The organism is Limnohabitans sp. TEGF002 (genome assembly GCF_055395845.1).
On record NZ_AP029224.1, the window covers coordinates 490,079 to 511,581 of the forward strand.

A 21,503-nucleotide genomic window follows, 5' to 3' on the forward strand; every position below is an offset into this window, starting at 1 on the left:
CTGAGAGAAGCCCATGAAATTATTGAACCGTTGGTGTGCCGTGTGGGGCCTGGTGATGACTTGGTTGTTGATGGTGCCGCAGGCTGGGGCGCAAGTTGCTGCCAAGGATGCCAGCAAACCTGCTGCGACTTCACAGCACCGCCACCAGCGTCCGCAACTGGCCACGGGCGCAGCCATTGCACCCGACGGCCGTTTGTGGGTGGTGGGTTTGAATGCGCAAGCGCAACTCTTTGTGCAAAGCACGCCTTTGGGCGACGCTGTGCAGTGGAGCGAGGCACGCATCTTGAACACCGGAGCCGACCCGATTGCGGCCGATGGCGAGAGCCGCCCAAAAATAGTGTTTGGCCCCCAAGGCTGGGCGGTGATCAGTTACACCATGCCGTTGGCCAAACCCTACACAGGCTTCATTCGCATGCTGCGCAGCAGCGATGGCGGGCAAACATTCAGTGCGCCCTTCACGGTGCATCAGGATCGGCAGGAAATCACCCACCGTTTCGATTCGGTGGCCTTTGATGGGCAAGGTGTGTTGCACACGCTGTGGGTAGACAAGCGCGACCAACCACCCAAAGGCTCGGCACAAAAATATGCGGGTGCCGCCATTTACCGTAACGAATCCAAGGACGGTGGTCAGACTTTTGGCCCCGACACCAAAGTGGCCGACCACTCGTGCGAGTGCTGCCGCATCGGGCTGGCACGCAACCCAAAGGGGCAGCTGCAAGCGACCTGGCGGCATGTGTTTGACAACAGCACGCGCGACCATGCCTTTGCCAGTGTGGGCGCACCTGCCAACCGCATAACGCGCAGCACACATGACGACTGGCAGATCAACGCCTGCCCGCACCACGGCCCCGGTTTGGCACTCAACGCAGGTACTTCGGGCTATCACACCGTCTGGTTTGGCATCCGCAAAGTGAATGGTCAAGACCAAGCTGCTGTGCGCTATGCCCGCCTCAATACGCAAGGTGAGCCGCTGACCGAGACTGTGCGCGTGTTGCCCGATGCGCGCGCCGAGCATGCCGATGTGATGGCCGATGGGCAAAACGTGGCCGTGGTCTGGCGCAGCAGCGAAGGGGCGCAGACCACACTCAAGGCCTGGCTGTCGACCGATGGCGGTCAGAACTTCACCCTTAAAACCCTGGGCCAAGCCACGGGTTACAACGACCACCCGCGCCTGGCCCAAAGTGGCGCGCGCATGGTGGTGGTTTGGCGCAACACACAGGAGACGCAAGTTCATGACATCCGTTTTTAAAAACACGGCTCTGGCCATCTTTAGCGCTGCACTCAGCCTGAGTGCCTCGGCGGTTTGGGCGCAAACACACCAGCACGCACACCCTCAGGGCCAATCCAAAGCTTCGACCCAGCGCACGGTCTTGCCTTTCGATGAAAAAACCTGGGCGCATGCTTTGCATCATGGCCCACGTCCTGCGGCGTATTTGTTCACTACCTCTTACTGCAGCACTTGCCCTGCTGCTTTTGCGGTGCTGCACAAGGCGGTCCAACAACGCAAAGACAAGCCTGAGCTGAATGCCGTCATGATGGACGTGGCGGGCCCACAGGCTTTGCGCCATGCAGCGCATTTCAAGGGCATGACCCAGATGTATGCCTTTGAGGGGTTTGAGCCCGCCATCCGTCAGGCGGTCGATCCGGCCTGGCCCAACGTCACGCCTTATGTGGTTCTGGTGGACGCCAAAGGCCAGACTCAGAGGGTGATTGGGCCACCAACGCCCGTGATGCTCAAGCGATGGTTGGCACCTGCTTGAAGTGCTCTGGCATGATTGAAGGATGACCTTATCGAGCCATTCCTCTGCGTCCTTCCAAACCTTTGTAGCCGAACCCTACACCCCCAATATCGGGGCCACGCTGCATGGTTTGGACTTGTCGCAGCCATTGAGCGAGTTGGCTCAAACCGAGCTGAGAGCGGCCTTGGCCCAGTACGAGGTGATCTTTTTTCGGGATCAAGTGCTCACTCCTGCTCAGCAGGTGGCGTTCACCCGCAGTTTTGGCCAAGTCAATGAAGTCAAAGCCTTCTTTCCCCGTGTGGAGAGCCAGCCCGAGATTGAAATTGTGGAAAGCACCGCCGAGCGCCCTGCTGCCAACAACAATTGGCATTCCGACATCACCTGGCAGGCCAATCCACCCATCGGCACCAGCTTGTATGCGCAAGTCATTCCGGCCAGCGGTGGCGACACCGTCTGGGCCAGCATGACCACCGCGTACGAAGGCTTGCCTGCCGACTTCAAAGCCTATCTGGAAACGCTCAGCGCCATGCACACCTGGGAGGTTACCGGCTGGACCGAATACCTGCTGCGCCAAGATGCCACGGGCGAGCAGCTGCAGGCTGCTCGCGCCAAGTACCCGCCCGTGACGCACCCCGTGGTGCGCGTGCACCCCATCACGGGCAAAAAGATTTTGTACGTCAACCCTACTTTCACCACCCACATCCATGGTTTGCCACGCCCGCAAAGCGACGCATTGCTGGCGCAGTTGTTTGGGCTGATCACGGCACCCGAAGTGCAAGCCCGATTTCGCTGGCAGGACCACTCATTGGCCGTGTGGGACAACCGTTCGACCCAGCACTACGCCGTGGCCGACTTTTATCCGCAGCACCGCAAACTGCACCGGGTTACGTTCACGGCCGACCGCACTTTCTGAGTCTTAGGCGGTAAAAGCCTGGGGTGGATGAGTCGCGCATCTTTTCGCACGGGGTATTTGAAAGCGTCTTCAGGTAAGCTTTGCAGAACACTTTTTTAAGGAGCTGCCATGAGCGACACATCCGCCTTCGGCTTTGGTCAATTCGTCCCTGGTTTTGACTTTTTGCAAAACCTGTCGAAAACCGCCGCACAAGCCCAGCCCGCTGCGGCTGCAGGCATGCCGGGGATGGCCAGTTGGGTAGCGCCTACCTTGAGCATCGAAGACATCGACAAGCGCATTCAGGAGCTCAAGTCGGTGCTGTTCTGGCTGGAACAAAACACCACGGCGCTCAAGGCCACCATCCAGGCGATGGAGGTGCAAAAAATGACTTTGACGACGCTGCAAAGCATGAACGTGAACATGGCTGACTTGGCCAAAGCCTTTACGGCCAAGCCGCCAAGCGCCCCATCCGATGCGAGCGCTTCGTCTTCTCCACCTTCTTCGGCAGCGCCAGAAGCAACACCCGCTGCCCCCAAGCCTTCTCTGTTCACGCCCAAGCCTGCTGCCTCGCCCACAGCCCCCGAGCCTGCGCAGTCCCAACCGCCCAGCGCCGCCGACGCCGCTCAAGACACAACACAAGCCGCGTCCGAGGCCAAGCCTGCCGTGGACCCGATGCAGTGGTGGGGCGCACTCACGCAGCAGTTTCAGGGCATTGCGGCTGCGGCCCTGAAAGACGTGGCCGCCGATGCCATGAAAGCAGGTGTGTCGGCCAAGAAAGCCCCCGCCAAAGCGGTGGCCCCAAAGTCCCATGCGGCTAAGGCTTCGGCCAAAGCCCCTGCAAAGTCTGCACGCAAAGCACCCGCCAAAGAGGCGGGCAAGACAGTGGTCAAGGCCAAGTCTGCACCGCGCAAAATTTCTTCCAAGTGATCTGCCCATGAAGTTGTTTCCCTGTGGCCACGCCACCCACCCGCAGTGGCAGATGGCCGCTGGCTTGGTGCTGGCGCAGTTGCGTGCGCAAATGGGTTTGCCCGGCTATGCCGCTGCGCCCCGGCTGGCGCTGCTCTACATCACCGACCACTATGCCGAGGATGCGCAGGCCGTGTTGGATCACTTGCGGCAGGAGTTGCCGGGGGTGAGCGATTGGGCGGGCACGGTCGGTATTGGCCTGGCGGTCAATGGGGCCGAGTATTTTGACGAGCCCGCCATGGCGGTGATGCTGTGCGATGTGCCGCCCGAAGATTACCGGCTGTTTTCTGGGGTGTCGCCCTTGCCGGCGGGCTGGGCCGACACCGCCTTGGTGCACGCCGACCCGCACACGCCCGATTTGGCCGAGTTGATCGACGAGGTGGCTGAGCGCACACAACAAAGCTATTTGTTTGGCGGCCTGACGGCCAGCCGCACGCGCTCGGTGCAGTTTTCTGCGCAAGCGGGCCGTGTGGGTGATGAGGACTTGGCCGGGAGCGGTGTGCTGCAAGGCGGTTTGAGCGGGGTGGCGTTTTCTGCGGCGGTGGGTTTGCTGTCGCGGGTCACGCAGGGTTGCCAGCCCGTGTCAGTCGAGCGCGAGGTCACCGAGGCGGAGGGGCATGTCCTGCTCAAGCTGGGTGGCGAGCCCGCCCTGGACGTGATGCTGGCCGATCTGGACATCAGCCTGAGCGAGCCGCAAAAAGCCATTGCGGTGGTGCGCTCGACCTTGGTAGGCCTGAGCCCCGCTGGGCAATTAGGCGTGGGCCGTACCGGCCATTTGGGCTGCGATGTGCGGGTGCGCCACATCATTGGCCTGGACCCTTTGCGCCAAGGTGTGGCGATTGCCGAGCACTTGCAACCCGGCATGCGCCTGAGCTTTGTGCGCCGCGACGTGCAGGCCGCCCGCGCCGATCTGGTGCGCGTGTGCGCCGAAATCCGCGAAGAGTTGGAGCCCGAAACCCTGTCCATCGAGGCCATCAACGCCCTGAGCGACGACCCGGTGCCCACCGCGCCGCAGCCCGGCAAGCGCATCGCCGGCGCGGTGTACGTTAGCTGCACCGGCCGTGGCGGCCCCCACTTTGGCGGCCCCAGCGCCGAGCTGCAAATCATCCGCCACGCCCTGGGCGATGTGCCGCTGGTGGGTTTTTTTGCCGCTGGCGAAATCGGCCGCAAGCAGCTGTATGGCTACACCGGGGTGCTCACGGTGTTCACGACCGATTGATCAAACCCCGCGTGCGCGTTCGCTTTTGAACTGCGCCCTGAACTGCGCAAACTGCCCCGCGTCCAGCGACTCGCGCACCTCGCGCATCAGGTTCAGGTAGTAGTGCAGGTTGTGGATGGTGGTCAGCATGGGGCCGAGCATTTCGCCGCAGCGGTCCAGGTGGTGCATGTAAGCACGGCTGAAACCGTCTCGGCCACCTTGGTCCCAAGAAACGCCGGACGTTCCCGCACAGGCATGGCAGGTGCAGCTGGTGTCCAGCGGCTGCGGGTCGTTTTTGTGGCGGGCGTTGCGCAGCTTCAGGTCGCCAAAGCGGGTGAACACCGTGCCGTTGCGGGCGTTGCGGGTGGGCATCACGCAGTCGAACATGTCCACGCCATCGGCCACACCTTGCACCAAATCCTCGGGCGTTCCCACGCCCATCAGGTAGCGCGGCTTGTTCGCGGGCAGGCGGTGTGGCGTGTGCGCCATGATCTGCAGCATCAGGTCTTTGGGCTCACCCACGCTCACGCCGCCGACCGCGTAGCCGGGGAAGTCCATCTCCACCAGCGCGTCCAGTGATTCCTGGCGCAGGTTCTCGAACATGCCGCCTTGCACGATGCCAAACAGCGCGTTGGGGTTTTCTAATCGCGCAAATTCGTCTTTGGAGCGCACAGCCCAGCGGCGGCTCATTTCCATCGACTTGCGCGCTTCTGCCTCGGTGGTCAGGTGGCCTTTGGTCTCGTAAGGCGTGCACTCGTCGAGCTGCATCACGATGTCCGAGTTCAGGATGGTCTGGATCTGCATGCTGACTTCGGGCGACATGAAGAGCTTGTCGCCGTTCACCGGGCTGGCAAAAGTCACGCCCTCTTCGGTGATCTTGCGCATGTCGCCCAGCGACCAGACCTGAAAACCGCCCGAGTCGGTCAGGATCGGTTTGTCCCATTTTTCAAACTGGTGCAGGCCGCCAAATCCTTTCATGATGTCCAGCCCCGGGCGCATCCACAGGTGAAAAGTGTTACCCAAAATGATCTGCGCGCCCATCTCGTGCAAGCTGCGCGGCATCACGCCCTTGACGGTGCCGTAAGTCCCCACGGGCATGAAGATCGGTGTTTGCACCACGCCATGGTTCAGGGTCAGTGTGCCGCGGCGTGCATGGCTGGAGGGGTCGGTTTTGAGCAGGTCGAATTGGAGCATGGCAAGGATTGTAGGAGGCCCGCCCTCGGCGCTTTACACCGTTTGCTCGTCCGCAGACTTGTTGCCGTCACCAAAGAGTTGGGCGACTTGTTCGCGCAGCCACTGGTGCCCGGGGTCTTTGTGCAGGCGGGCGTGCCAGAACTGGTGGATCACGCTGCCGTCCACCGCCAAGGGCAGGGCGCGGGTGGTCAGGGCAAACGGGCGGGTGACGCGTTGCGCGAAGCGTTCGGGCACCGTGGCAATCAAGTCAGAGTGGCCCAGCACATCGCCCAAAGCCACATAGTGCGGCACCGTCAGGCGAATGAGGCGTTGCAGGCCTTGGCGCTCCAGCGCTTCATCGACCCGTCCATGGCCCGTGCCTGCGGCGATCACGCGCACATGGCTTGCGGCGGCGAAGTCGGGCAAGGTCAATTCTTCAGACAGGGCCAACGGGTGGCCCTCGCGCATCAGGCACACATAGGGCTGGCGAAACAGCGCTTGCTGGAAAAAGCCCGCTTGCAGTTGCGGCAGCAGGCCCAGCGCCAAGTCGGTGCGGCCCGTGGCCATGTCTTCGCCCAAGCTGGCACTGGTCACTGCGACCACGTTCAGCGTGACGCTCGGGGCGCTTTGGGCCAGCGCGTCCATCAGCACGGGCAGGAAATACATTTCGCCCACATCTGTCATGGCCAGGGTGAAACGGCGCTCGCTGGTGGCCGGGTCAAAGGAGGCGCGCACTTGGAGCGCTTGCTGCAGGCCATCCAGCGCGGTCGCCACGGGTTCGGCCAGTTGGAGGGCATAAGGCGTGGGCACCATGCCGCCTTGCGTGCGTAAAAACAGCGCGTCGCCCAAGCTGGTGCGCAGGCGACCCAATGCACTGCTGACGGCGGGCTGGCTCATGCCCAGCGCGGTGGCCACGTTGGACACGCGTTTTTCGCGCAGCAGGTGGTGAAACACCAGCAGCAGGTTCAGGTCGAGGCGGGCAAGGTCCATGGTGCAGTGTTATTTGAAATTCAAATACCGATTATCTTTAAATTTCGATTTACCGAATTGGTTGGGCGCGACATGATGCTGGCCAAGTGCAAACCGACACATTGCAGGAGACACCATGACAGAACAACCCATCCACTGGGAAACGCCCGGCACCAGCCGCGTTCCGTTTGCCGTGTACACCGACGAAGACCGGCACAAGAAGGAGCTGGAGCGTTTCTTTTACAAGAGCCACTGGAGCTATGTCGGCCTGGAGGCCGAGATCCCGAACGTGGGCGACTTCAAGCGCACCGTGGTGGGCGAGCGTTCGGTCATCATGACGCGCGCCGCCGATGGGCAGATCCATGTGGTGGAAAACGTTTGCGCCCACCGGGGCATGCAGTTTTGCCGCGAACGCCATGGCAACAAGAAAGAGTTTGTCTGCCCCTACCACCAGTGGAGCTACACGCTCAAGGGTGATTTGCAGGGCGTGCCGTTTCGGCGCGGTGTGCGGCAAGACGGCAAGGTCAACGGCGGCATGCCCGCTGACTTTGAACCCAAGGACCACGGCCTCACAGCCTTGAAAGTGGCCACACGCGGCGGTGTGGTCTTCGCGTCGTTCGACCACAACGTGGAGTCGCTCGAAGACTTCATGGGCCCGACCATCCTGAAATACTTTGACCGCCTGTTCAATGGCCGTAAGCTGGTGGTGCTGGGCTACAACCGCCAGCGCATTCCGGGCAACTGGAAGCTGATGCAGGAAAACATCAAAGACCCGTACCACCCCGGCCTGCTGCACACCTGGTTTGTGACCTTCGGCCTTTGGCGTGCCGACAACAAAAGCGAGCTGCGCATGGACGCGCACCACCGCCACGCCGCCATGGTCTCGACCCGGGGCAGCGCTGGGCAAGCCACAGGCGCGGCGTCGCAGGTCACGCAGGTCAGCAGCTTCAAAGAAAGCATGCAGCTCAACGATCCGAGCTTTCTGGACATCGTGCCCGAGGGCTGGTGGCAGATGGACGACCAAATGCCCACGGCTGTGATGATGACGCTGTTCCCCAGCGTGATTTTTCAGCAGCAGGTCAACAGCGTGTCGACGCGCCACATCCAGCCCGATGGGCATGGCGCGTTTGACTTTGTCTGGACGCACTTTGGCTTTGAAGACGACACACCTGAGATGACCGAGCGGCGCCTGCGCCAATCCAATTTGTTTGGCCCGGCGGGTTTTGTGAGCGCGGACGACGGCGAGGTGATCGAGTTCTCGCAGCAAGCCTTTGAGACCAAACCCAAGCACCGCATGCTGGTGGAGCTGGGTGGACGCGATGTCGGCGAGACGGACCACATGGTGACCGAGACGCTGATCCGGGGCATGTACGAATACTGGCGCAAAGTGATGGAGGCCTGAACAAAATGACCATGGTGAACTTTGAAACCCACATGGCCTTGACCCGCCTGTATGCCGATTACGCCTTGGCCGTGGACAGCGGCCATTGGGATTTGTGGCCCGAGTTTTTTACCGAGCAGTGCGTTTACAAACTCATCCCGCGTGAAAACCATGAGCGCGGCTTTCCGCTGTGCACCCTGTCGTTCACCAGCAAGGGCATGCTGAAAGACCGTGTGTACGGCATTCAGGAAACGCTGTACCACGACCCCTATTACCAGCGCCATGTGGTGGGTGCGCCCGTGGTGAGGCGTGTCGACGGTGAGCGCATCCATGCCGAGGCCAACTATGCGGTGTTCCGCACCAAGCTCGACAAGGAAAGCACGGTGTTCAACGTGGGCCGCTACATCGATACCATCGTGCAGACCCCTGAGGGTCTGAAGTTCGCCGAACGCCTGTGTGTTTACGACAGCGAAATGATCCCCAACGCCATCATTTACCCAATATGACCATGACAAACTGGATCGACGTGGCCGCCGAGGCCGATTTGTTTGAAGGCGCAGGCATTGCCGTGGCCCCCGAGGGCCAAGACATTGCACTGTTCAGTGTTGATGGTGAAGTCTTTGCCATCAACAACCTGTGCACCCACGGCAACGCCAAGTTGTGCGAAGGCTTTGTCGAAGGTGACCATGTCGAGTGCCCCTTTCACCAGGCCCAGTTCAGCTTGCGCGATGGCTCGGTGGCCTGTGGCCCCGCCACAGAACCCGCCAAGACCTGGCCGGTCAAGATCGAAGGCGGGCGAGTGTTTCTTCAGCTGGTCTGAGATGCTGGCGCGGTGCGGGTCAGCAGCATCGCATCCCCATAACTGAAGAAACGGTAGCGCTGCGCGATCGCGTGGCGGTACAGGCCCATGATGTGTTCGTAGCCTGCAAAGGCGCTGACCAGCATCATGAGCGTGCTTTTGGGCAGGTGAAAGTTGGTGACCAGCCGATCGACCACTTTGAATTCAAACCCCGGCGTGATGAAAATCTGGGTGTCGCCGCTGGCCTGTTTGAATTGGGCCCACGATTCCAGTGTGCGCACCGTGGTCGTGCCGACGGCCACCACTTGGCCACCCCTTGCCTTGCAGGCGGCGATGGCTTGTTGGGTGGCTTCGGGCACTTCGTACCACTCGCTGTGCATGGTGTGGTCCGCGATGTTTTCGGTTTTGACAGGCTGGAAAGTGCCTGCGCCCACATGCAGGGTCACGCTGGCGCGTTGCACGCCACGGGCCTCCAGCGAGGCCAGCAAGGCCTCGTCAAAATGCAGCGCTGCCGTGGGTGCGGCCACCGCGCCGGGTGCGCGCGCAAAAACGGTTTGGTAACGCCGGGCGTCTTCTGCGGTGTCGGCATGGTCGGCGGTGCCCGCTGGGCGCTCAATGTAGGGGGGCAAGGGCATCACGCCGTGCTTTTCCATCAAGGCGTGCGGCTCGTCGCTCAGTTGCAGGTGAAACAACTGACCGTTTTCATCGGGCCAACGGCCCAACAGCACCGCATCGAATCCGCCCTTGTGCGCGCCGCCTGCCAGATGCATCTTGCCGCCCAGTAAAGGCTTTTTGCTCACCTTCATGTGCGCCACCACCTGATGCCCAGGCAGCACGCGCTCGATCAGCAGCTCCAGCTTGCCGCCCGACGCCTTTTCGCCAAAGATGCGTGCCTTGACCACCTTGGTGTCGTTGAACACCAGCAGGTCGCCTGCATTCAGAAGGCCGGGCAGTTCGTGAAAGATGCGGTCCACCGCGGTGGCCCCAGAGCCGTCGAGCAAACGCGAGCCGCTGCGCTGGGCGGCTGGGTGTTGGGCAATCAGTTCGGGGGGGAGCTCAAAGTCGAAATCGTTGAGCGTGAAGGCGCGTGGTGCGCTTGGGGATGGAGGTGCAGACATGATTCAGGGCTGGACAGGCCCGTACAAATAAGAAAAACGCCATTGTGCCCGAAGGGGTCAGTGCGCTCCAATCTACCGATGCAGGCCGCTCTCGCGGCACAATCGGGGCATGTCCACCCCGTCCGCTGTCAAGCCTGTGAAAACGCTGAGCGCCCCCCAAAAGGCGTTGATCAAGCTCGGCTTGAAGCGCGACATCGATCTGGCGCTGCACCTGCCGCTGCGCTACGAGGACGAGACCCGAATCGTCAAGCTGCGCGATGCGCGCGAGGGCGACACGGCGCAGATTGAGGCGACGGTGACGGCGTGTGAGATCACGATGCGCCCGCGCCGTCAGCTCTTGGTGACGGTGGATGACGGCTCAGACACCTGCGTGATGCGGTTTTTCAGCTTTTACCCCTCGCACCAAAAGGCGCTGGCGGTGGGCAACCGCATCCGGGCGCGGGGCGAGGTCAAGGGCGGCTTCATGGGCCTGACCATGATGCACCCTACATTCAAGGCAGCGGGCGGCCACTTGGCGGAGGCGCTGACGCCTGTGTACTCCACAGTGGCAGGCTTGGCACAAGCCTATTTGCGCCGCGCCGTGATCACCGGGCTGAATCATGCTGATTTGAGCGAGACCTTGCCCCCGGGTGTGCCCTGGCCCGACCCGCGTGGGGCTTGGACGCTGCGCGATGCGCTGCAGTTTTTGCACCACCCCACGTCCGACGTGTCGCTGGCCGCTTTAGAAGACCGCAGCCACCCGGCCTGGATACGCCTGAAGTGTGAGGAGTTGCTGGCTCAGCAGCTGTCGCAGCTCACGGCCAAGCGCGAGCGCGATTTGTTGCGGGCCCCGGATTTGAAGATGAAGCGCGGCGCTTTGCACGACCAGTTGCTCAAAGCACTGCCCTTTGGCTTGACGAATGCCCAGCAGCGTGTGGGCCAAGAAATTGCCCAAGACCTGAGCCGCCCGGTGCCCATGCACCGTTTGCTGCAAGGCGATGTGGGTGCGGGCAAAACCGTGGTGGCCGCGCTGGCGGCCATGGTGGCTATCGACGCGGGTTGGCAATGCGCCTTGATGGCCCCGACCGAGATTTTGGCCACGCAGCATTTTGCAAAACTGGTGGGCTGGCTGGAGCCGCTGGGCGTGAAAGTCGCCTGGTTGATTGGCAGCCAAAAGAAGAAAGAACGCGCCGCCATGCTGGCGCTGATCGAGTCGGGCGAGGCCGCGCTGGTGGTGGGCACGCACGCGGTGATTCAAGAGCACGTCAAGTTCAAGTGCTTGGGACTGGCGGTCATTGACGAGCAGCACCGCTTTGGCGTGGCCCAGCGCCTGGCCTTGCGCGGCAAGATGCAGGCCCCCGGCATGGAGCCGCACATGCTGATGATGACGGCCACGCCCATTCCGCGCACGCTGGCCATGAGCTATTACGCCGACCTGGATGTGTCGGTGATCGACGAACTGCCGCCGGGGCGCACGCCCATCGTGACCCGCGTGGTGTCGGACCACCGCCGTGACGAAGTGGTCTCGCGCATCGGGGCGCAGTTGCAAGAAGGGCGGCAGGTGTATTGGGTCTGCCCTTTGATTGAAGAAAGCGAAGCGCTTGACCTGACCAACGCCACGCAAACCCACGCCGACCTGAGCGAGGCGCTGCCGGGTGTGATGGTGGGCTTGCTGCACTCGCGCATGCCGGTGGCCGAAAAGAAAGCGGTGATGGAACTCTTCACCGCCGGCGTGATGGGTGTGCTGGTCAGCACCACGGTGATTGAGGTGGGGGTGGATGTGCCCAATGCTTCGCTGATGGTGATTGAACACGCCGAGCGCTTTGGCCTCTCTCAGCTGCACCAGCTGCGTGGTCGGGTGGGGCGGGGCGCTGCGGCTTCGGCCTGTGTGCTGCTCTATGGCACGCCCGAAGGTGGGCGACTGAGTGAGACTGCCCGCGAGAGGTTAAGGGCCATGGTGGAGACGAACGACGGCTTCGAGATTGCCCGGCGCGATTTGGAGATCCGGGGGCCGGGGGAATTTTTGGGGGCGCGGCAGTCGGGTGCGCCTTTGCTGCGTTTTGCCGATCTTGAAACCGACGGGCATTTGCTGGACTGGGCGCGGGCCTTGGCCCCGCACATGTTGGACCAGCATGCCTACTTGGCCGAACGCCACATTGGCCGTTGGCTGGGCGGGAAATCCGAGTATTTGAAAGCTTGATGTTTAAATAACGCTCATGACCCTGACCGAACTCAAATACATTGTGGCCGTGGCCCGTGAAAAGCACTTTGGCAAGGCGGCCGAGGCCTGCTTTGTGTCGCAACCCACGTTGTCACTGGCCATCAAGAAGCTCGAAGAAGAGCTGGAAGTCAAATTGTTTGAGCGCAGCGCCAGCGAGGTGTCGGTCACCCCGCTTGGCGAGGAGATCGTGCGCCAGGCACAAAGCGTGTTGGAGCAGGCAGCCGAGATCAAGGAAATTGCCAAACGCGGCAAAGACCCGCTGGCGGGCACCATGCGGCTGGGTGTGATCTACACCATTGGACCGTATTTGTTGCCCGATCTGGTGCGCCAGATCATCACCGACGTGCCGCAGATGCCGTTGATGCTGCAAGAGAACTTCACGGTGCGTTTGCTGGAGATGCTGCGCACAGGCGAGCTTGACTGCGCCATCCTGGCGGAGCCTTTCCCCGAGTCAGGTTTGGCCATTGCGCCGCTGTATGACGAGACCTTCATGGCCGCCTTGCCGCTGAACCATCCGCTGGCCAAAGAGGCGTTCATCACGCCCGAGCAACTGAAAAACGAGACCATGCTGCTGCTGGGCACGGGCCATTGCTTTCGCGACCATGTGCTGGAGGTGTGTCCGGAGTTTGCGCGTTACGCCAGCCAGACCGAGGGCATCCGCAAAACATTTGAGGGCTCGTCCCTCGAGACGATCAAGCACATGGTGGCCGCAGGCATGGGCGTGACCTTGGTGCCCCGCATGTCGGTGCCCGACCTCAAACCTGTGCGCAAACGCACGGGCGGACCACACGATTCACCGGTGCGCTACTTGCCCATCGTCGACCCCGCGGGCGGCAAGCCACCGACCCGCCGCGTGGTACTGGCCTGGCGTCGCAGCTACACCCGCTACGAGGCGATTGCCGCCATGCGCAACGCCATTTATGCCTGCCCGCTGCCAGGTGTCACGCGCCTGTCATGACCGAAAAATTCAAGCTGTATTTGGATTTGATCCGATGGAATCGGCCTGCCGGGTGGCTGCTTTTGCTCTGGCCATCGTTGGCTGCCCTGTGGGTGGCGGAGGGCGGTTTTCCCGGGTGGCATCTGATCGCGGTGTTTACTTTGGGCACCATCCTCATGCGCAGCGCTGGGTGTTGCATCAACGACGTGGCCGATCGCGACTTTGACAAGCACGTCAAACGAACGGCCAACCGCCCGGTGACGAGTGGGCGCATCGGCACGCGCGAAGCTTTGAGGGTCGGGGCGGTGCTGGCGCTGTGTGCGTTCGGCTTGGTGCTGACCACCAACCAAGCCACCATCGCTTGGTCTTTCGCGGCGCTGGCCGTGACCTTGATTTATCCCTATGCCAAGCGTTTTGTGTCCATGCCGCAGGCCGTGCTGGGCGTGGCTTTCAGTTTTGGCATCCCGATGGCGTTTGCGGCTGTGCAGGGGCAAGTGCCGCTTTTGGCTTGGGCCTTGCTCTTGGGCAACTTGTTTTGGGTTCTGGCCTACGACACCGAATACGCCATGGTGGACCGTGATGACGATCTGCGAATCGGCATGAAAACCTCTGCCATCACGCTGGGCAAGCTGGATGTGCCCGCCATCATGGGTTTTTATGGGGCTTATTTGTGGATCTGGGCATGGCTGCTGGATGCGCACCGGCAAGGGCTTTGGTTCTGGCTGGCCTGGTTCGTCTCGGTGGGGCAGGTGGTGTGGCACTATTTTTTGATCCGACACCGTACACGCGCAGGTTGCTTCAAGGCCTTCCGGTTGAACCACTGGCTGGGGTTCAGCGTCTTTGTGGGTGTGGTCTTGTCATACCGTTGACGCGTGTCAGCCATGTCGCAGCCGAAGCTGTCGACGCTGCCGAAGGGCCCAAGCCGATCAGGCCTTGCCGAATTCGTCGCCCAACTCTCCGGCGCGAACTTCGGCGGCCTGCATGGCTTTCATAAATGAGGCCTTGACACCCGAGGCATCCAACGACGTGATGGCGGCGTAGGTGGTGCCACCTTTGGACGTGACGCGCTGGCGCAGCACCTCGGGTGATTCAGTGGATGCAGCAGCCAGTGAAGACGCGCCCGAAAACGTGGCCACTGCCAGTTGATAGGCCTGCTGTGCGCTCAGGCCCATACCTACACCGGCTTGGGTCATGGCTTCTAGAAAATAAAACACATAGGCTGGACCTGAACCCGACAAGGCGGTCACAGCGTCCAGTTGCGACTCCTGCTGCACCCAGATGAATTGTCCTGTGGTGCCAATGATCTGCTCCACCAATGTTTGGTCTGCCGGTGTGACCGATGGGCAGGCAAACAAGCCAGTGATGCCTTGTCCCACCAACGCCGGTGTGTTGGGCATGCAGCGCACCACCCGATCTGTGCCGACCCAACGGCCGATGCTGTCGGTGCGGATGCCTGCAGCCACCGACAGGTGCAAGGCGGCCCGGGTGTGGGGCATGACAGGTGCAGCCGCTTCGCTGAAGACTTGCGGTTTGACCGCCCAGACCACCAAGTTGGCCTGAGCCAGGGCGGGGCCTGCTGCGGCTAAGGCGGTAATGCCGAAGTCCTTGAGCAGTTTGGCGGCGGTTTCGGCAAAGGGTTCAATCACAGTGAATTGATCGGGCTTCATGCCTTGGCGGATCAGGCCGCCGATGATGGCGCTGGCCATGTTGCCGCCACCGATGAAGGCGATGTGTTGTGAGGTGCTCATGTCGGGTGTCCCTTGTGTGTCTGATGCAGATGGTCAATCCGGGAATTGTCGCTTTTTGTGGCCACGAGTTTGGGGTAGTCTCACAGGAATGGAATACATCCTTGCTCTTGACCAGGGGACCACCAGCTGTCGCGCGGTGGTTTTTGACCATGCAGGCCAGCCCGTGGCCATGGCGCAGCGCGAATTGACCCAATACTTTCCTCGGCCTGGTTGGGTCGAGCACGATGCCCTGGAAATTTGGCGCAGCCAATCGGCTGTCATGCACGCGGCCATGGCCCAAGCCGGGATTTCGGCGCGCCAGTTGCGGGCCATAGGCCTCACCAACCAGCGTGAAACCACGGTCCTTTGGGATCGTCAAACAGGTCAACCAGTCGCCCCGGCCATCGTCTGGCAAGACCGTCGAACCGTTGATCGGTGTGAGGCTTTGCGGGCGCAGGGTCATGCCCGTCGTATTGCCCGCAAAACCGGGCTGGTGCTGGACGCCTATTTTTCGGGAACCAAGTTGGCATGGCTGCTGGACCATGTGCCGGGTGCGCGTGCCCGTGCTGAGCGGGGCGAGTTGGCCTTTGGCACCATGGACAGTTGGTTGGTCTGGCAGCTCACAGCAGGGCGCGTGCACGCCACCGACCCCAGCAACGCTTCACGTACCCTGTTGTTCAATCTGGAGACGGGTGCGTGGGATGGCGAGATGTTGGCTTTGCTGAACATTCCTGCTGCTGTTTTGCCCCAGGTCATGCCTTCGTGCGGCATCGTGGCTGAAACCGATGCCACTTTGCTGGGTGGGCGTGTCCCGATTGCAGGATGGGCGGGTGATCAGCAAGCAGCCCTGTTCGGGCAGGCCTGTTTTGCGCCAGGAATGGCCAAAAACACCTACGGTACAGGCTGCTTCATGCTCATGAACACGGGGGATCGTCCTGTGGTGAGCCGTCACCAGCTGCTCAGCACGGTCGCTTGGCAAGGCCCCTCTGACACTGAACATTCGACGGCGTATGCACTGGAGGGCTCTGTCTTCATGGCGGGCGCGACGGTGCAGTGGTTGCGGGACGGTTTGCAGATCATTCAAAGTGCGCCGGAAATAGAAGCATTGGCTGCCAGCGTGGTGGATACGGGTGATGTATTTTTGGTGCCGGCTTTTGCAGGACTGGGAACCCCCGACTGGGATGGTCATGCCCGGGGCACATTGGTGGGTATGACACGCGGTACGGGGCGAGCCCACATTGCACGGGCAGCACTGGAGGCGATCGCTTTGCAAACCGCCGATGTGTTTCAAGCCATGGCCAGTGACAGTGGCTTGGCCTTGACCGAGTTGCGTGTGGACGGCGGCGCCTGTCAAAACAATTTGCTGATGCAAATCCAGGCCAACGTGCTGGGCGTGCCTGTGGTGCGCAGCCGCGTGACGGAGACCACAGCCTTGGGTGCCGCCTATTTGGCGGGACTCGCTACGGGCTTTTGGTCGGGCGCTGAAGAAATATCGGCGCAATGGCAAGAGGAGCGCCGTTTTGAGCCCGAATGGTGCGTGGCGCAGCGCCAACAGTTTGTCGCACGCTGGCGTGAGGCTGTCGATCGGTCTCGCGCTTGGGCAAGGGCTTGACGAAGTGTTGAATCATCCATTGGCGGCCTCAGCCGCGCCTTTGCCCACCCGGCGTGAAGATTTGCTGGCCCGTTTGACCGCAGCCGAGGTCTGGGATTTGGTCGTTGTTGGTGGTGGAGCGACGGGTTTAGGGATTGCTTTGCAGGCCGCACGAGAAGGCTTGAAAGTGGCATTGCTGGAAGCCAAGGACTTTGCCCAGGGCACGTCCTCAAGATCGACCAAGCTGGTGCACGGTGGCGTGCGGTATTTGGCCCAAGGCCATTGGCCTTTGGTGAGGGAGGCGCTGCACGAAAGGCGTGGTTTGCTCGAGCGGGCACCCCATCTGGCTCAGCCGCTGGCCTTTGTCATGCCCACTTACCGTCGTGGTGACCAGGCGTTTTACGGGGCGGGGCTCAAACTCTATGAGTGGCTGGCCGCTTCGGCCAGTTTGGGTAAAACCCGCTTTTTGAATGCGCAGGTGACACAAGCGTTCTTGCCAGGTGTTCGCACTGAAGGTTTGCGTGGGGGGGTGGAGTATTGGGATGGTCAATTTGACGATGCTCGGCTGGCCTTGGCGTTGGCACGTTCAGCGGCCCGCGAAGGGGCGTGCGTGGTCAACCATGTTCCTGTACGTCACCTCCTTTACGAAAAGGGGCGGGTCGCGGGGGTGCGTGCACAAGACGCCGAACAGGGCCTGGAATTTGATCTGAAGGCGGCTTGTGTGATCAATGCAACGGGTGTCTGGGTGGATGGGCTGCGCTTGGCCGATGGGATACAGCGAGAGCAGCCCATGAGCCGCTTGGTGTCGCCCAGCCAAGGCGTTCACTTGGTTGTTGACGCCTCGTTCTGGCCGGGGGATAAAGCCTTGCTGGTCCCCAAAACAGCTGACGGGCGTGTGCTTTTTGCAGTGCCCTGGCTGGGCAAGGTCTTGTTGGGGACGACGGATACCGCCCGCCTTGACGCGCCCAGTGAGCCCCGTCCAGCAAGTGAAGAAGTGGACTTGATCTTGAAAGAGGCGGGTCGGTACTTAAAAAAGGTGCCAGAGCGAAAAGATGTTTTGAGTGCTTGGGCGGGACTTCGCCCCTTGGTTCGGGCGGATTCGCAATCCTCTGCGTCAAGTGGAATGACCCAGAAAATCAGCCGCGAACACCATGTCGAGGTGACCGATTCCGGGTTGGTGACGGTCACGGGTGGGAAATGGACAACTTACAGCGTCATGGCGCAAGACGTGATGAAGCAAGCCAGAAGCCTGGTGGGGCTGAAGTCCCCAGTCAATGCATTGGAAAAAGCGTACGCATTGATCGGTGCGCCAAAGAAGGGCGACAGACCCTCGCCTCTCACCAGACCTGGTGGGGCGCATTTGTATGGATCGGAGCAACTTTGGCTTGGGAGTTTGCCGGGGGCTCAAGTGGAGCTCGCACCGGGTCTGACAGAGGCCATGGTGAGGTTTGCGGCAAGGTATGAATATGCGCGCAATGTGGAAGATGTCTTGGCCAGACGATCTCGCTGCCTATTTTTGGATGCGGCCTTGGCCAAATCGGTGGCACCCAAAGTGGCGGAAATCCTGCGACAGGAATTGGCGATCAATCCGAATTTGGAAGAATTTCAGGTGCTTGCCGACGAATATGGCCGTTGCCCTTGAGGTGACCCCATGATTGAATGCGTCCCTTAGGGGCAGCAGGTCTAAAGGCGCCGATGGGCCAACAAGAAGCGGATTCAAGGGATTTTTTCAAAAGACTCTTGCGCGGCCCATTTTTATCAGGCATAATCGTGGGCTTCGCCTTGCAAAAGGCGTAGGTATCTGCCCAAACTGAAGCACAGCGAGTGGTTTGCTGTGTGAATGACGGGTCCAAGACTGATTCCTGCGGGTTGGCTTATCGGCCAGTTGGCAAGGAGTACAAGTTGGGAACAAAGAAATGATCCAGACAGAATCTCGGTTGGATGTGGCCGACAACACCGGCGCTAAGTCCGTGCTGTGCATTAAGGTGCTCGGCGGGTCCAAGCGTCGCTATGCAAGTGTTGGCGACATCATCAAAGTGAGCATCAAAGAAGCCGCCCCACGTGGTCGCGTCAAAAAAGGCGAGATCTACAGTGCTGTGGTGGTTCGCACTGCCAAGGGCATTCGCCGTGGCGATGGCTCCCTCATCAAATTCGATGGCAACGCTGCAGTGTTGCTGAATGCCAAGTTGGAGCCTATTGGCACCCGCATCTTCGGCCCGGTCACGCGTGAACTGCGTACCGAGAAGTTCATGAAGATCGTGTCCTTGGCTCCTGAAGTACTGTAAGGACGCGCCATGAACAAGATTCGCACAGGCGATGAAATCATCGTCATCACAGGTCGTGACAAAGGCAAGCGCGGCAAAGTGTCCTCGCGTGCCAGCGATTCGCACTTGTTGATTGATGGTATCAACATCGTCAAAAAACACGCCAAGCCAAACCCCATGAAGGGCACAACTGGCGGCATCATCGAAAAGGCCATGCCAATTCACCAATCCAATGTGGCGATTTTCAACGCTGCAACCGGCAAGGCTGATCGTGTGGGCATCAAGTTGCAGGCTGACGGCAAGCGCGTTCGCGTTTACAAGTCCAGCGGCGAAGAAATCAAGGTGGCATGAGCATGGCACGTTTGCAACAACTCTTCCGCGAGAAAATCGCAGCTGACCTGACAGCCAAATTTGGCTACACGTCACCCATGCAGGTGCCTCGCATCACCAAGATCACCCTTAACATGGGTGTGTCTGAGGCGGTGGCTGACAAGAAAGTCATGGACCACGCTGTGAGCGATCTGACCAAGATTGCAGGTCAAAAGCCTGTGGTCACCAAGGCCAAGAAGGCGATTGCGGGCTTCAAAATCCGTGAGCAGCAGCCTATCGGTTGCATGGTGACTTTGCGTGGCGTTCAGATGTATGAATTCCTGGACCGTTTCGTGACCGTGGCTTTGCCGCGTGTTCGTGACTTCCGTGGTATTTCTGGCCGTGCCTTTGATGGCCGTGGCAACTACAACATCGGCGTCAAAGAGCAGATCATTTTCCCTGAAATTGAGTACGACAAGGTCGATGCCTTGCGCGGTCTCAATATCAGCATCACCACAACGGCCAAGTCTGACGAAGAGTGCAAAGCTCTTCTGGCGGCTTTCCGCTTCCCCTTCAAGAACTGAGGTGTCACGTGGCTAAAGTAGCTTTGATCGAGCGCGAGCTCAAGCGTGAAAAACTGGCGGCCAAATTCGCGAAAAAATACGCGGAATTGAAAGCCATCGCCAACGATGCCAAGCGCAGTGATGAAGAGCGTGCAGCTGCCCGTCTGGGTCTGCAAAAGCTCCCGCGCAACGCAAACCCGACCCGTCAACGCAACCGCTGTGAAATCACCGGTCGCCCACGCGGTACGTTCCGTCAATTTGGTCTGGGCCGCGCCAAGATCCGTGAACTTGCCTTTGCAGGCAATATTCCGGGCGTGACCAAGGCCAGCTGGTAATCGGCAGGAGATAACAACATGAGCATGAGTGATCCTATTGCCGATCTGTTGACCCGCATCCGTAACGCACAAATGGTGTCAAAAGCCAACGTGTTGGTTCCATCTTCCAAAGTGAAGGTCGCCATCGCCCAAGTGCTGAAAGATGAAGGCTACATTGATGGCTTCCAAGTCAAAACCGAAGATGGCAAAGCCACCCTCGAAATTGCCCTGAAGTACTACGCTGGCCGTCCGGTCATTGAGCGTATTGAGCGCGTGAGCCGTCCTGGCCTGCGTGTGTACAAAGGCCGTGATGCTATTCCTCAAGTCCAAAACGGCTTGGGCGTGGCCATCGTCACCACACCTCAGGGCGTGATGACCGATCGCAAAGCGCGTGCAGCCGGTGTCGGCGGCGAAGTGCTGTGCTACGTCGCTTAAAGGGAGAAAAAGAATGTCCCGCGTAGGAAAAATGCCTGTGACCATCCCCGCTGGCGTGGATGTGTCGATCAATGCAACACAAATCAGTGTGAAGGGCTCTGGTGGTCAATTGGCCATCGCCACCAACACACTGGTGACCGTGAACAACGAAGGAGGCAAATTGAGTTTTGCTCCCGCCAATGATTCGCGTGAAGCCAATGCCATGAGCGGCACCTTGCGTCAGCTGGTGAACAACATGGTAACTGGCGTGACCAAAGGCTTCGAAAAGAAGTTGAACCTGATCGGTGTGGGTTACAAGGCGGCTGCTTCTGGCGCCAAATTGAACCTGGCTGTGGGTTACTCGCACCCTGTCAACATCGACATGCCAGCTGGCATCACGGTGGCCACCCCGACCGCGACTGAAATCGTGATCAAGGGTGCTGACCGTCAACGTGTTGGCCAAATTGCTGCTGAGATCCGTGCTGTTCGTCCTCCTGAGCCTTACAAAGGCAAAGGCATCCGTTATTCGGATGAGAAGATCACGATCAAAGAGACCAAGAAGAAATAAGGAGCTGCATCATGTTGACCAAGAAAGAGCAGCGTCTGCGTCGTGCACGCCAAACACGCATCCGCATTGCACAGCAAGGCGTGGCCCGTTTGACCGTGAGCCGCACCAACTTGCACATCTACGCCAGCGTTATTTCGGGCTGCGGTACCAAAGTGTTGGCCAGCGCCTCCACTGCCGAAGCCGAAGTGCGCACAGCATTGGGTGCAGCAGGCAAAGGTGGCAATGCCGCTGCAGCCACCGTCATCGGTAAGCGCATTGCTGAAAAAGCAAAGGCTGCTGGCGTTGAGAAGGTCGCCTTCGACCGCGCAGGTTTCGCTTACCACGGTCGTGTTAAGGCTTTGGCCGAAGCAGCCCGTGAAGCAGGTCTGCAGTTCTAAACGG

Annotated in this window: 24 protein-coding genes; 20 read left to right on the forward strand and 4 right to left on the reverse strand. The window is 60.4% G+C overall.

Translation table 11 applies throughout. The annotated features are described in order from the left end of the window. The first annotated feature begins 13 nt into the window (after nt 1-13). The 5 genes from ACZ5SR_RS02470 to ACZ5SR_RS02490 all read left to right on the forward strand — a co-directional run bounded on the left by ACZ5SR_RS02470 (nt 14) and on the right by ACZ5SR_RS02490 (nt 4,816). Complete coding sequence (locus ACZ5SR_RS02470) at nt 14-1,249, forward strand: hypothetical protein (protein WP_464450001.1); 1,236 nt, start codon at nt 14-16, stop codon at nt 1,247-1,249. Next, complete coding sequence (locus ACZ5SR_RS02475; RefSeq protein WP_464450002.1) at nt 1,233-1,760, forward strand: hypothetical protein; 528 nt, start codon at nt 1,233-1,235, stop codon at nt 1,758-1,760. The genes ACZ5SR_RS02470 and ACZ5SR_RS02475 overlap by 17 nt, the downstream gene beginning before the upstream one ends. Before the next feature lie 22 nt (nt 1,761-1,782). Continuing rightward, the gene (locus ACZ5SR_RS02480; RefSeq protein WP_464450003.1) at nt 1,783-2,652 is read left to right on the forward strand and encodes a TauD/TfdA dioxygenase family protein; all 870 of its coding nucleotides are present in this window, start codon (nt 1,783-1,785) and stop codon (nt 2,650-2,652) included. Nucleotides 2,653-2,760: 108 nt separating this feature from the next. Then, entirely contained in the window at nt 2,761-3,558 is a 798-nt protein-coding gene (locus ACZ5SR_RS02485; RefSeq protein ID WP_464450004.1) for a PhaM family polyhydroxyalkanoate granule multifunctional regulatory protein, read from the forward strand. A gap of 7 nt (nt 3,559-3,565) precedes the next feature. Then, the gene (locus tag ACZ5SR_RS02490) at nt 3,566-4,816 is read left to right on the forward strand and encodes an FIST signal transduction protein (RefSeq protein ID WP_464450005.1); all 1,251 of its coding nucleotides are present in this window, start codon (nt 3,566-3,568) and stop codon (nt 4,814-4,816) included. Here the strand turns inward: ACZ5SR_RS02490 and tgt are convergent, their stop codons facing one another. Both tgt and ACZ5SR_RS02500 read right to left on the reverse strand, forming a co-directional pair. Continuing rightward, entirely contained in the window at nt 4,817-5,989 is a 1,173-nt protein-coding gene (gene tgt / locus ACZ5SR_RS02495; RefSeq protein WP_464450006.1) for a tRNA guanosine(34) transglycosylase Tgt, read from the reverse strand. 33 nt (nt 5,990-6,022) lie between these two features. Further along, nucleotides 6,023-6,958, reverse strand: a complete 936-nt coding sequence (locus tag ACZ5SR_RS02500) for a LysR family transcriptional regulator (RefSeq protein ID WP_464450007.1) — start codon at nt 6,956-6,958, stop codon at nt 6,023-6,025. A gap of 115 nt (nt 6,959-7,073) precedes the next feature. Between ACZ5SR_RS02500 and ACZ5SR_RS02505 the strand changes: the two genes are divergently transcribed. The 3 genes from ACZ5SR_RS02505 to ACZ5SR_RS02515 are packed head-to-tail and all read left to right on the forward strand — an operon-like array spanning nt 7,074 to nt 9,138. After that, nucleotides 7,074-8,339: an aromatic ring-hydroxylating dioxygenase subunit alpha gene (locus ACZ5SR_RS02505; protein ID WP_464450008.1), complete on the forward strand. Its 1,266-nt coding sequence runs from the start codon at nt 7,074-7,076 to the stop codon at nt 8,337-8,339. 5 nt (nt 8,340-8,344) lie between these two features. Next, nucleotides 8,345-8,824 carry an aromatic-ring-hydroxylating dioxygenase subunit beta gene (locus tag ACZ5SR_RS02510; RefSeq protein WP_464450009.1) on the forward strand — a complete coding sequence of 160 codons (480 nt, stop codon included), beginning with the start codon at nt 8,345-8,347 and terminating at the stop codon, nt 8,822-8,824. Then, complete coding sequence (locus ACZ5SR_RS02515; RefSeq protein WP_464450010.1) at nt 8,821-9,138, forward strand: non-heme iron oxygenase ferredoxin subunit; 318 nt, start codon at nt 8,821-8,823, stop codon at nt 9,136-9,138. Before ACZ5SR_RS02510 ends, ACZ5SR_RS02515 begins: the two co-directional genes overlap by 4 nt. Here the strand turns inward: ACZ5SR_RS02515 and queA are convergent. Then, complete coding sequence (gene queA / locus ACZ5SR_RS02520; protein ID WP_464450011.1) at nt 9,126-10,235, reverse strand: tRNA preQ1(34) S-adenosylmethionine ribosyltransferase-isomerase QueA; 1,110 nt, start codon at nt 10,233-10,235, stop codon at nt 9,126-9,128. The genes ACZ5SR_RS02515 and queA overlap by 13 nt on opposite strands. A gap of 109 nt (nt 10,236-10,344) precedes the next feature. On the opposite strand from queA, the gene recG reads away from it, so the two are divergent. From recG to ubiA, 3 genes are read left to right on the forward strand one after another with little or no spacing between them, the layout of a single operon-like run. Next, nucleotides 10,345-12,414, forward strand: coding sequence for an ATP-dependent DNA helicase RecG (recG, locus tag ACZ5SR_RS02525; protein WP_464450012.1), 2,070 nt, complete (start codon nt 10,345-10,347; stop codon nt 12,412-12,414). A gap of 16 nt (nt 12,415-12,430) precedes the next feature. Then, nucleotides 12,431-13,393 (forward strand): LysR substrate-binding domain-containing protein, encoded by a 963-nt coding sequence (locus ACZ5SR_RS02530; protein ID WP_464450013.1) that lies wholly within the window; start codon nt 12,431-12,433, stop codon nt 13,391-13,393. Beyond that, nucleotides 13,390-14,241 carry a 4-hydroxybenzoate octaprenyltransferase gene (gene ubiA, locus ACZ5SR_RS02535; protein WP_464450014.1) on the forward strand — a complete coding sequence of 284 codons (852 nt, stop codon included), beginning with the start codon at nt 13,390-13,392 and terminating at the stop codon, nt 14,239-14,241. The genes ACZ5SR_RS02530 and ubiA overlap by 4 nt, the downstream gene beginning before the upstream one ends. Nucleotides 14,242-14,298: 57 nt before the next feature. Here ubiA and proC read toward each other — a convergent pair whose 3' ends face one another. Then, a complete protein-coding gene (gene proC, locus ACZ5SR_RS02540) occupies nt 14,299-15,120 on the reverse strand; it encodes a pyrroline-5-carboxylate reductase (protein ID WP_464450015.1) in 822 nt (273 codons plus the stop codon). 88 nt (nt 15,121-15,208) lie between these two features. Between proC and glpK the strand changes: the two genes are divergently transcribed. The 9 genes from glpK (at nt 15,209) to rplR (ending at nt 21,499) form a co-directional block, all read left to right on the forward strand. Further along, a complete protein-coding gene (gene glpK / locus ACZ5SR_RS02545) occupies nt 15,209-16,711 on the forward strand; it encodes a glycerol kinase GlpK (RefSeq protein ID WP_464450016.1) in 1,503 nt (500 codons plus the stop codon). Nucleotides 16,712-16,730: 19 nt separating this feature from the next. Then, entirely contained in the window at nt 16,731-18,332 is a 1,602-nt protein-coding gene (locus ACZ5SR_RS02550; protein WP_464451005.1) for a glycerol-3-phosphate dehydrogenase/oxidase, read from the forward strand. A gap of 274 nt (nt 18,333-18,606) precedes the next feature. Then, nucleotides 18,607-18,975, forward strand: a complete 369-nt coding sequence (rplN, locus tag ACZ5SR_RS02555) for a 50S ribosomal protein L14 (RefSeq protein ID WP_019427444.1) — start codon at nt 18,607-18,609, stop codon at nt 18,973-18,975. A gap of 9 nt (nt 18,976-18,984) precedes the next feature. Further along, nucleotides 18,985-19,305: a 50S ribosomal protein L24 gene (gene rplX / locus ACZ5SR_RS02560; RefSeq protein ID WP_108365650.1), complete on the forward strand. Its 321-nt coding sequence runs from the start codon at nt 18,985-18,987 to the stop codon at nt 19,303-19,305. A 2-nt stretch (nt 19,306-19,307) separates the two neighbouring features. Next, on the forward strand, nt 19,308-19,847 hold the full coding sequence (gene rplE / locus ACZ5SR_RS02565; protein ID WP_062408250.1) for a 50S ribosomal protein L5: 540 nt from the start codon (nt 19,308-19,310) through the stop codon (nt 19,845-19,847). Nucleotides 19,848-19,855: 8 nt separating this feature from the next. After that, nucleotides 19,856-20,161: a 30S ribosomal protein S14 gene (gene rpsN, locus ACZ5SR_RS02570; protein ID WP_053172533.1), complete on the forward strand. Its 306-nt coding sequence runs from the start codon at nt 19,856-19,858 to the stop codon at nt 20,159-20,161. 18 nt (nt 20,162-20,179) lie between these two features. Continuing rightward, the gene (gene rpsH, locus ACZ5SR_RS02575) at nt 20,180-20,575 is read left to right on the forward strand and encodes a 30S ribosomal protein S8 (protein WP_108285857.1); all 396 of its coding nucleotides are present in this window, start codon (nt 20,180-20,182) and stop codon (nt 20,573-20,575) included. A gap of 13 nt (nt 20,576-20,588) precedes the next feature. Continuing rightward, nucleotides 20,589-21,122, forward strand: coding sequence for a 50S ribosomal protein L6 (gene rplF, locus ACZ5SR_RS02580; protein ID WP_464450017.1), 534 nt, complete (start codon nt 20,589-20,591; stop codon nt 21,120-21,122). An 11-nt stretch (nt 21,123-21,133) separates the two neighbouring features. After that, nucleotides 21,134-21,499, forward strand: a complete 366-nt coding sequence (gene rplR / locus ACZ5SR_RS02585) for a 50S ribosomal protein L18 (protein ID WP_062407202.1) — start codon at nt 21,134-21,136, stop codon at nt 21,497-21,499. Nucleotides 21,500-21,503 lie beyond the last annotated feature (4 nt).

Bases quoted from the DNA above. Each gene is read 5' to 3' on its own strand.
- ACZ5SR_RS02470 (WP_464450001.1), top strand. From the start codon at position 14: ATGAAATTATTGAACCGTTGGTGTGCCGTGTGGGGCCTGGTGATGACT.
- ACZ5SR_RS02475 (WP_464450002.1), top strand. From the start codon at position 1,233: ATGACATCCGTTTTTAAAAACACGGCTCTGGCCATCTTTAGCGCTGCA.
- ACZ5SR_RS02480 (WP_464450003.1), top strand. From the start codon at position 1,783: ATGACCTTATCGAGCCATTCCTCTGCGTCCTTCCAAACCTTTGTAGCC.
- ACZ5SR_RS02485 (WP_464450004.1), top strand. From the start codon at position 2,761: ATGAGCGACACATCCGCCTTCGGCTTTGGTCAATTCGTCCCTGGTTTT.
- ACZ5SR_RS02490 (WP_464450005.1), top strand. From the start codon at position 3,566: ATGAAGTTGTTTCCCTGTGGCCACGCCACCCACCCGCAGTGGCAGATG.
- tgt (WP_464450006.1), bottom strand. From the start codon at position 5,989: ATGCTCCAATTCGACCTGCTCAAAACCGACCCCTCCAGCCATGCACGC.
- ACZ5SR_RS02500 (WP_464450007.1), bottom strand. From the start codon at position 6,958: ATGGACCTTGCCCGCCTCGACCTGAACCTGCTGCTGGTGTTTCACCAC.
- ACZ5SR_RS02505 (WP_464450008.1), top strand. From the start codon at position 7,074: ATGACAGAACAACCCATCCACTGGGAAACGCCCGGCACCAGCCGCGTT.
- ACZ5SR_RS02510 (WP_464450009.1), top strand. From the start codon at position 8,345: ATGACCATGGTGAACTTTGAAACCCACATGGCCTTGACCCGCCTGTAT.
- ACZ5SR_RS02515 (WP_464450010.1), top strand. From the start codon at position 8,821: ATGACCATGACAAACTGGATCGACGTGGCCGCCGAGGCCGATTTGTTT.
- queA (WP_464450011.1), bottom strand. From the start codon at position 10,235: ATGTCTGCACCTCCATCCCCAAGCGCACCACGCGCCTTCACGCTCAAC.
- recG (WP_464450012.1), top strand. From the start codon at position 10,345: ATGTCCACCCCGTCCGCTGTCAAGCCTGTGAAAACGCTGAGCGCCCCC.
- ACZ5SR_RS02530 (WP_464450013.1), top strand. From the start codon at position 12,431: ATGACCCTGACCGAACTCAAATACATTGTGGCCGTGGCCCGTGAAAAG.
- ubiA (WP_464450014.1), top strand. From the start codon at position 13,390: ATGACCGAAAAATTCAAGCTGTATTTGGATTTGATCCGATGGAATCGG.
- proC (WP_464450015.1), bottom strand. From the start codon at position 15,120: ATGAGCACCTCACAACACATCGCCTTCATCGGTGGCGGCAACATGGCC.
- glpK (WP_464450016.1), top strand. From the start codon at position 15,209: ATGGAATACATCCTTGCTCTTGACCAGGGGACCACCAGCTGTCGCGCG.
- rplN (WP_019427444.1), top strand. From the start codon at position 18,607: ATGATCCAGACAGAATCTCGGTTGGATGTGGCCGACAACACCGGCGCT.
- rplX (WP_108365650.1), top strand. From the start codon at position 18,985: ATGAACAAGATTCGCACAGGCGATGAAATCATCGTCATCACAGGTCGT.
- rplE (WP_062408250.1), top strand. From the start codon at position 19,308: ATGGCACGTTTGCAACAACTCTTCCGCGAGAAAATCGCAGCTGACCTG.
- rpsH (WP_108285857.1), top strand. From the start codon at position 20,180: ATGAGCATGAGTGATCCTATTGCCGATCTGTTGACCCGCATCCGTAAC.
- rplF (WP_464450017.1), top strand. From the start codon at position 20,589: ATGTCCCGCGTAGGAAAAATGCCTGTGACCATCCCCGCTGGCGTGGAT.
- rplR (WP_062407202.1), top strand. From the start codon at position 21,134: ATGTTGACCAAGAAAGAGCAGCGTCTGCGTCGTGCACGCCAAACACGC.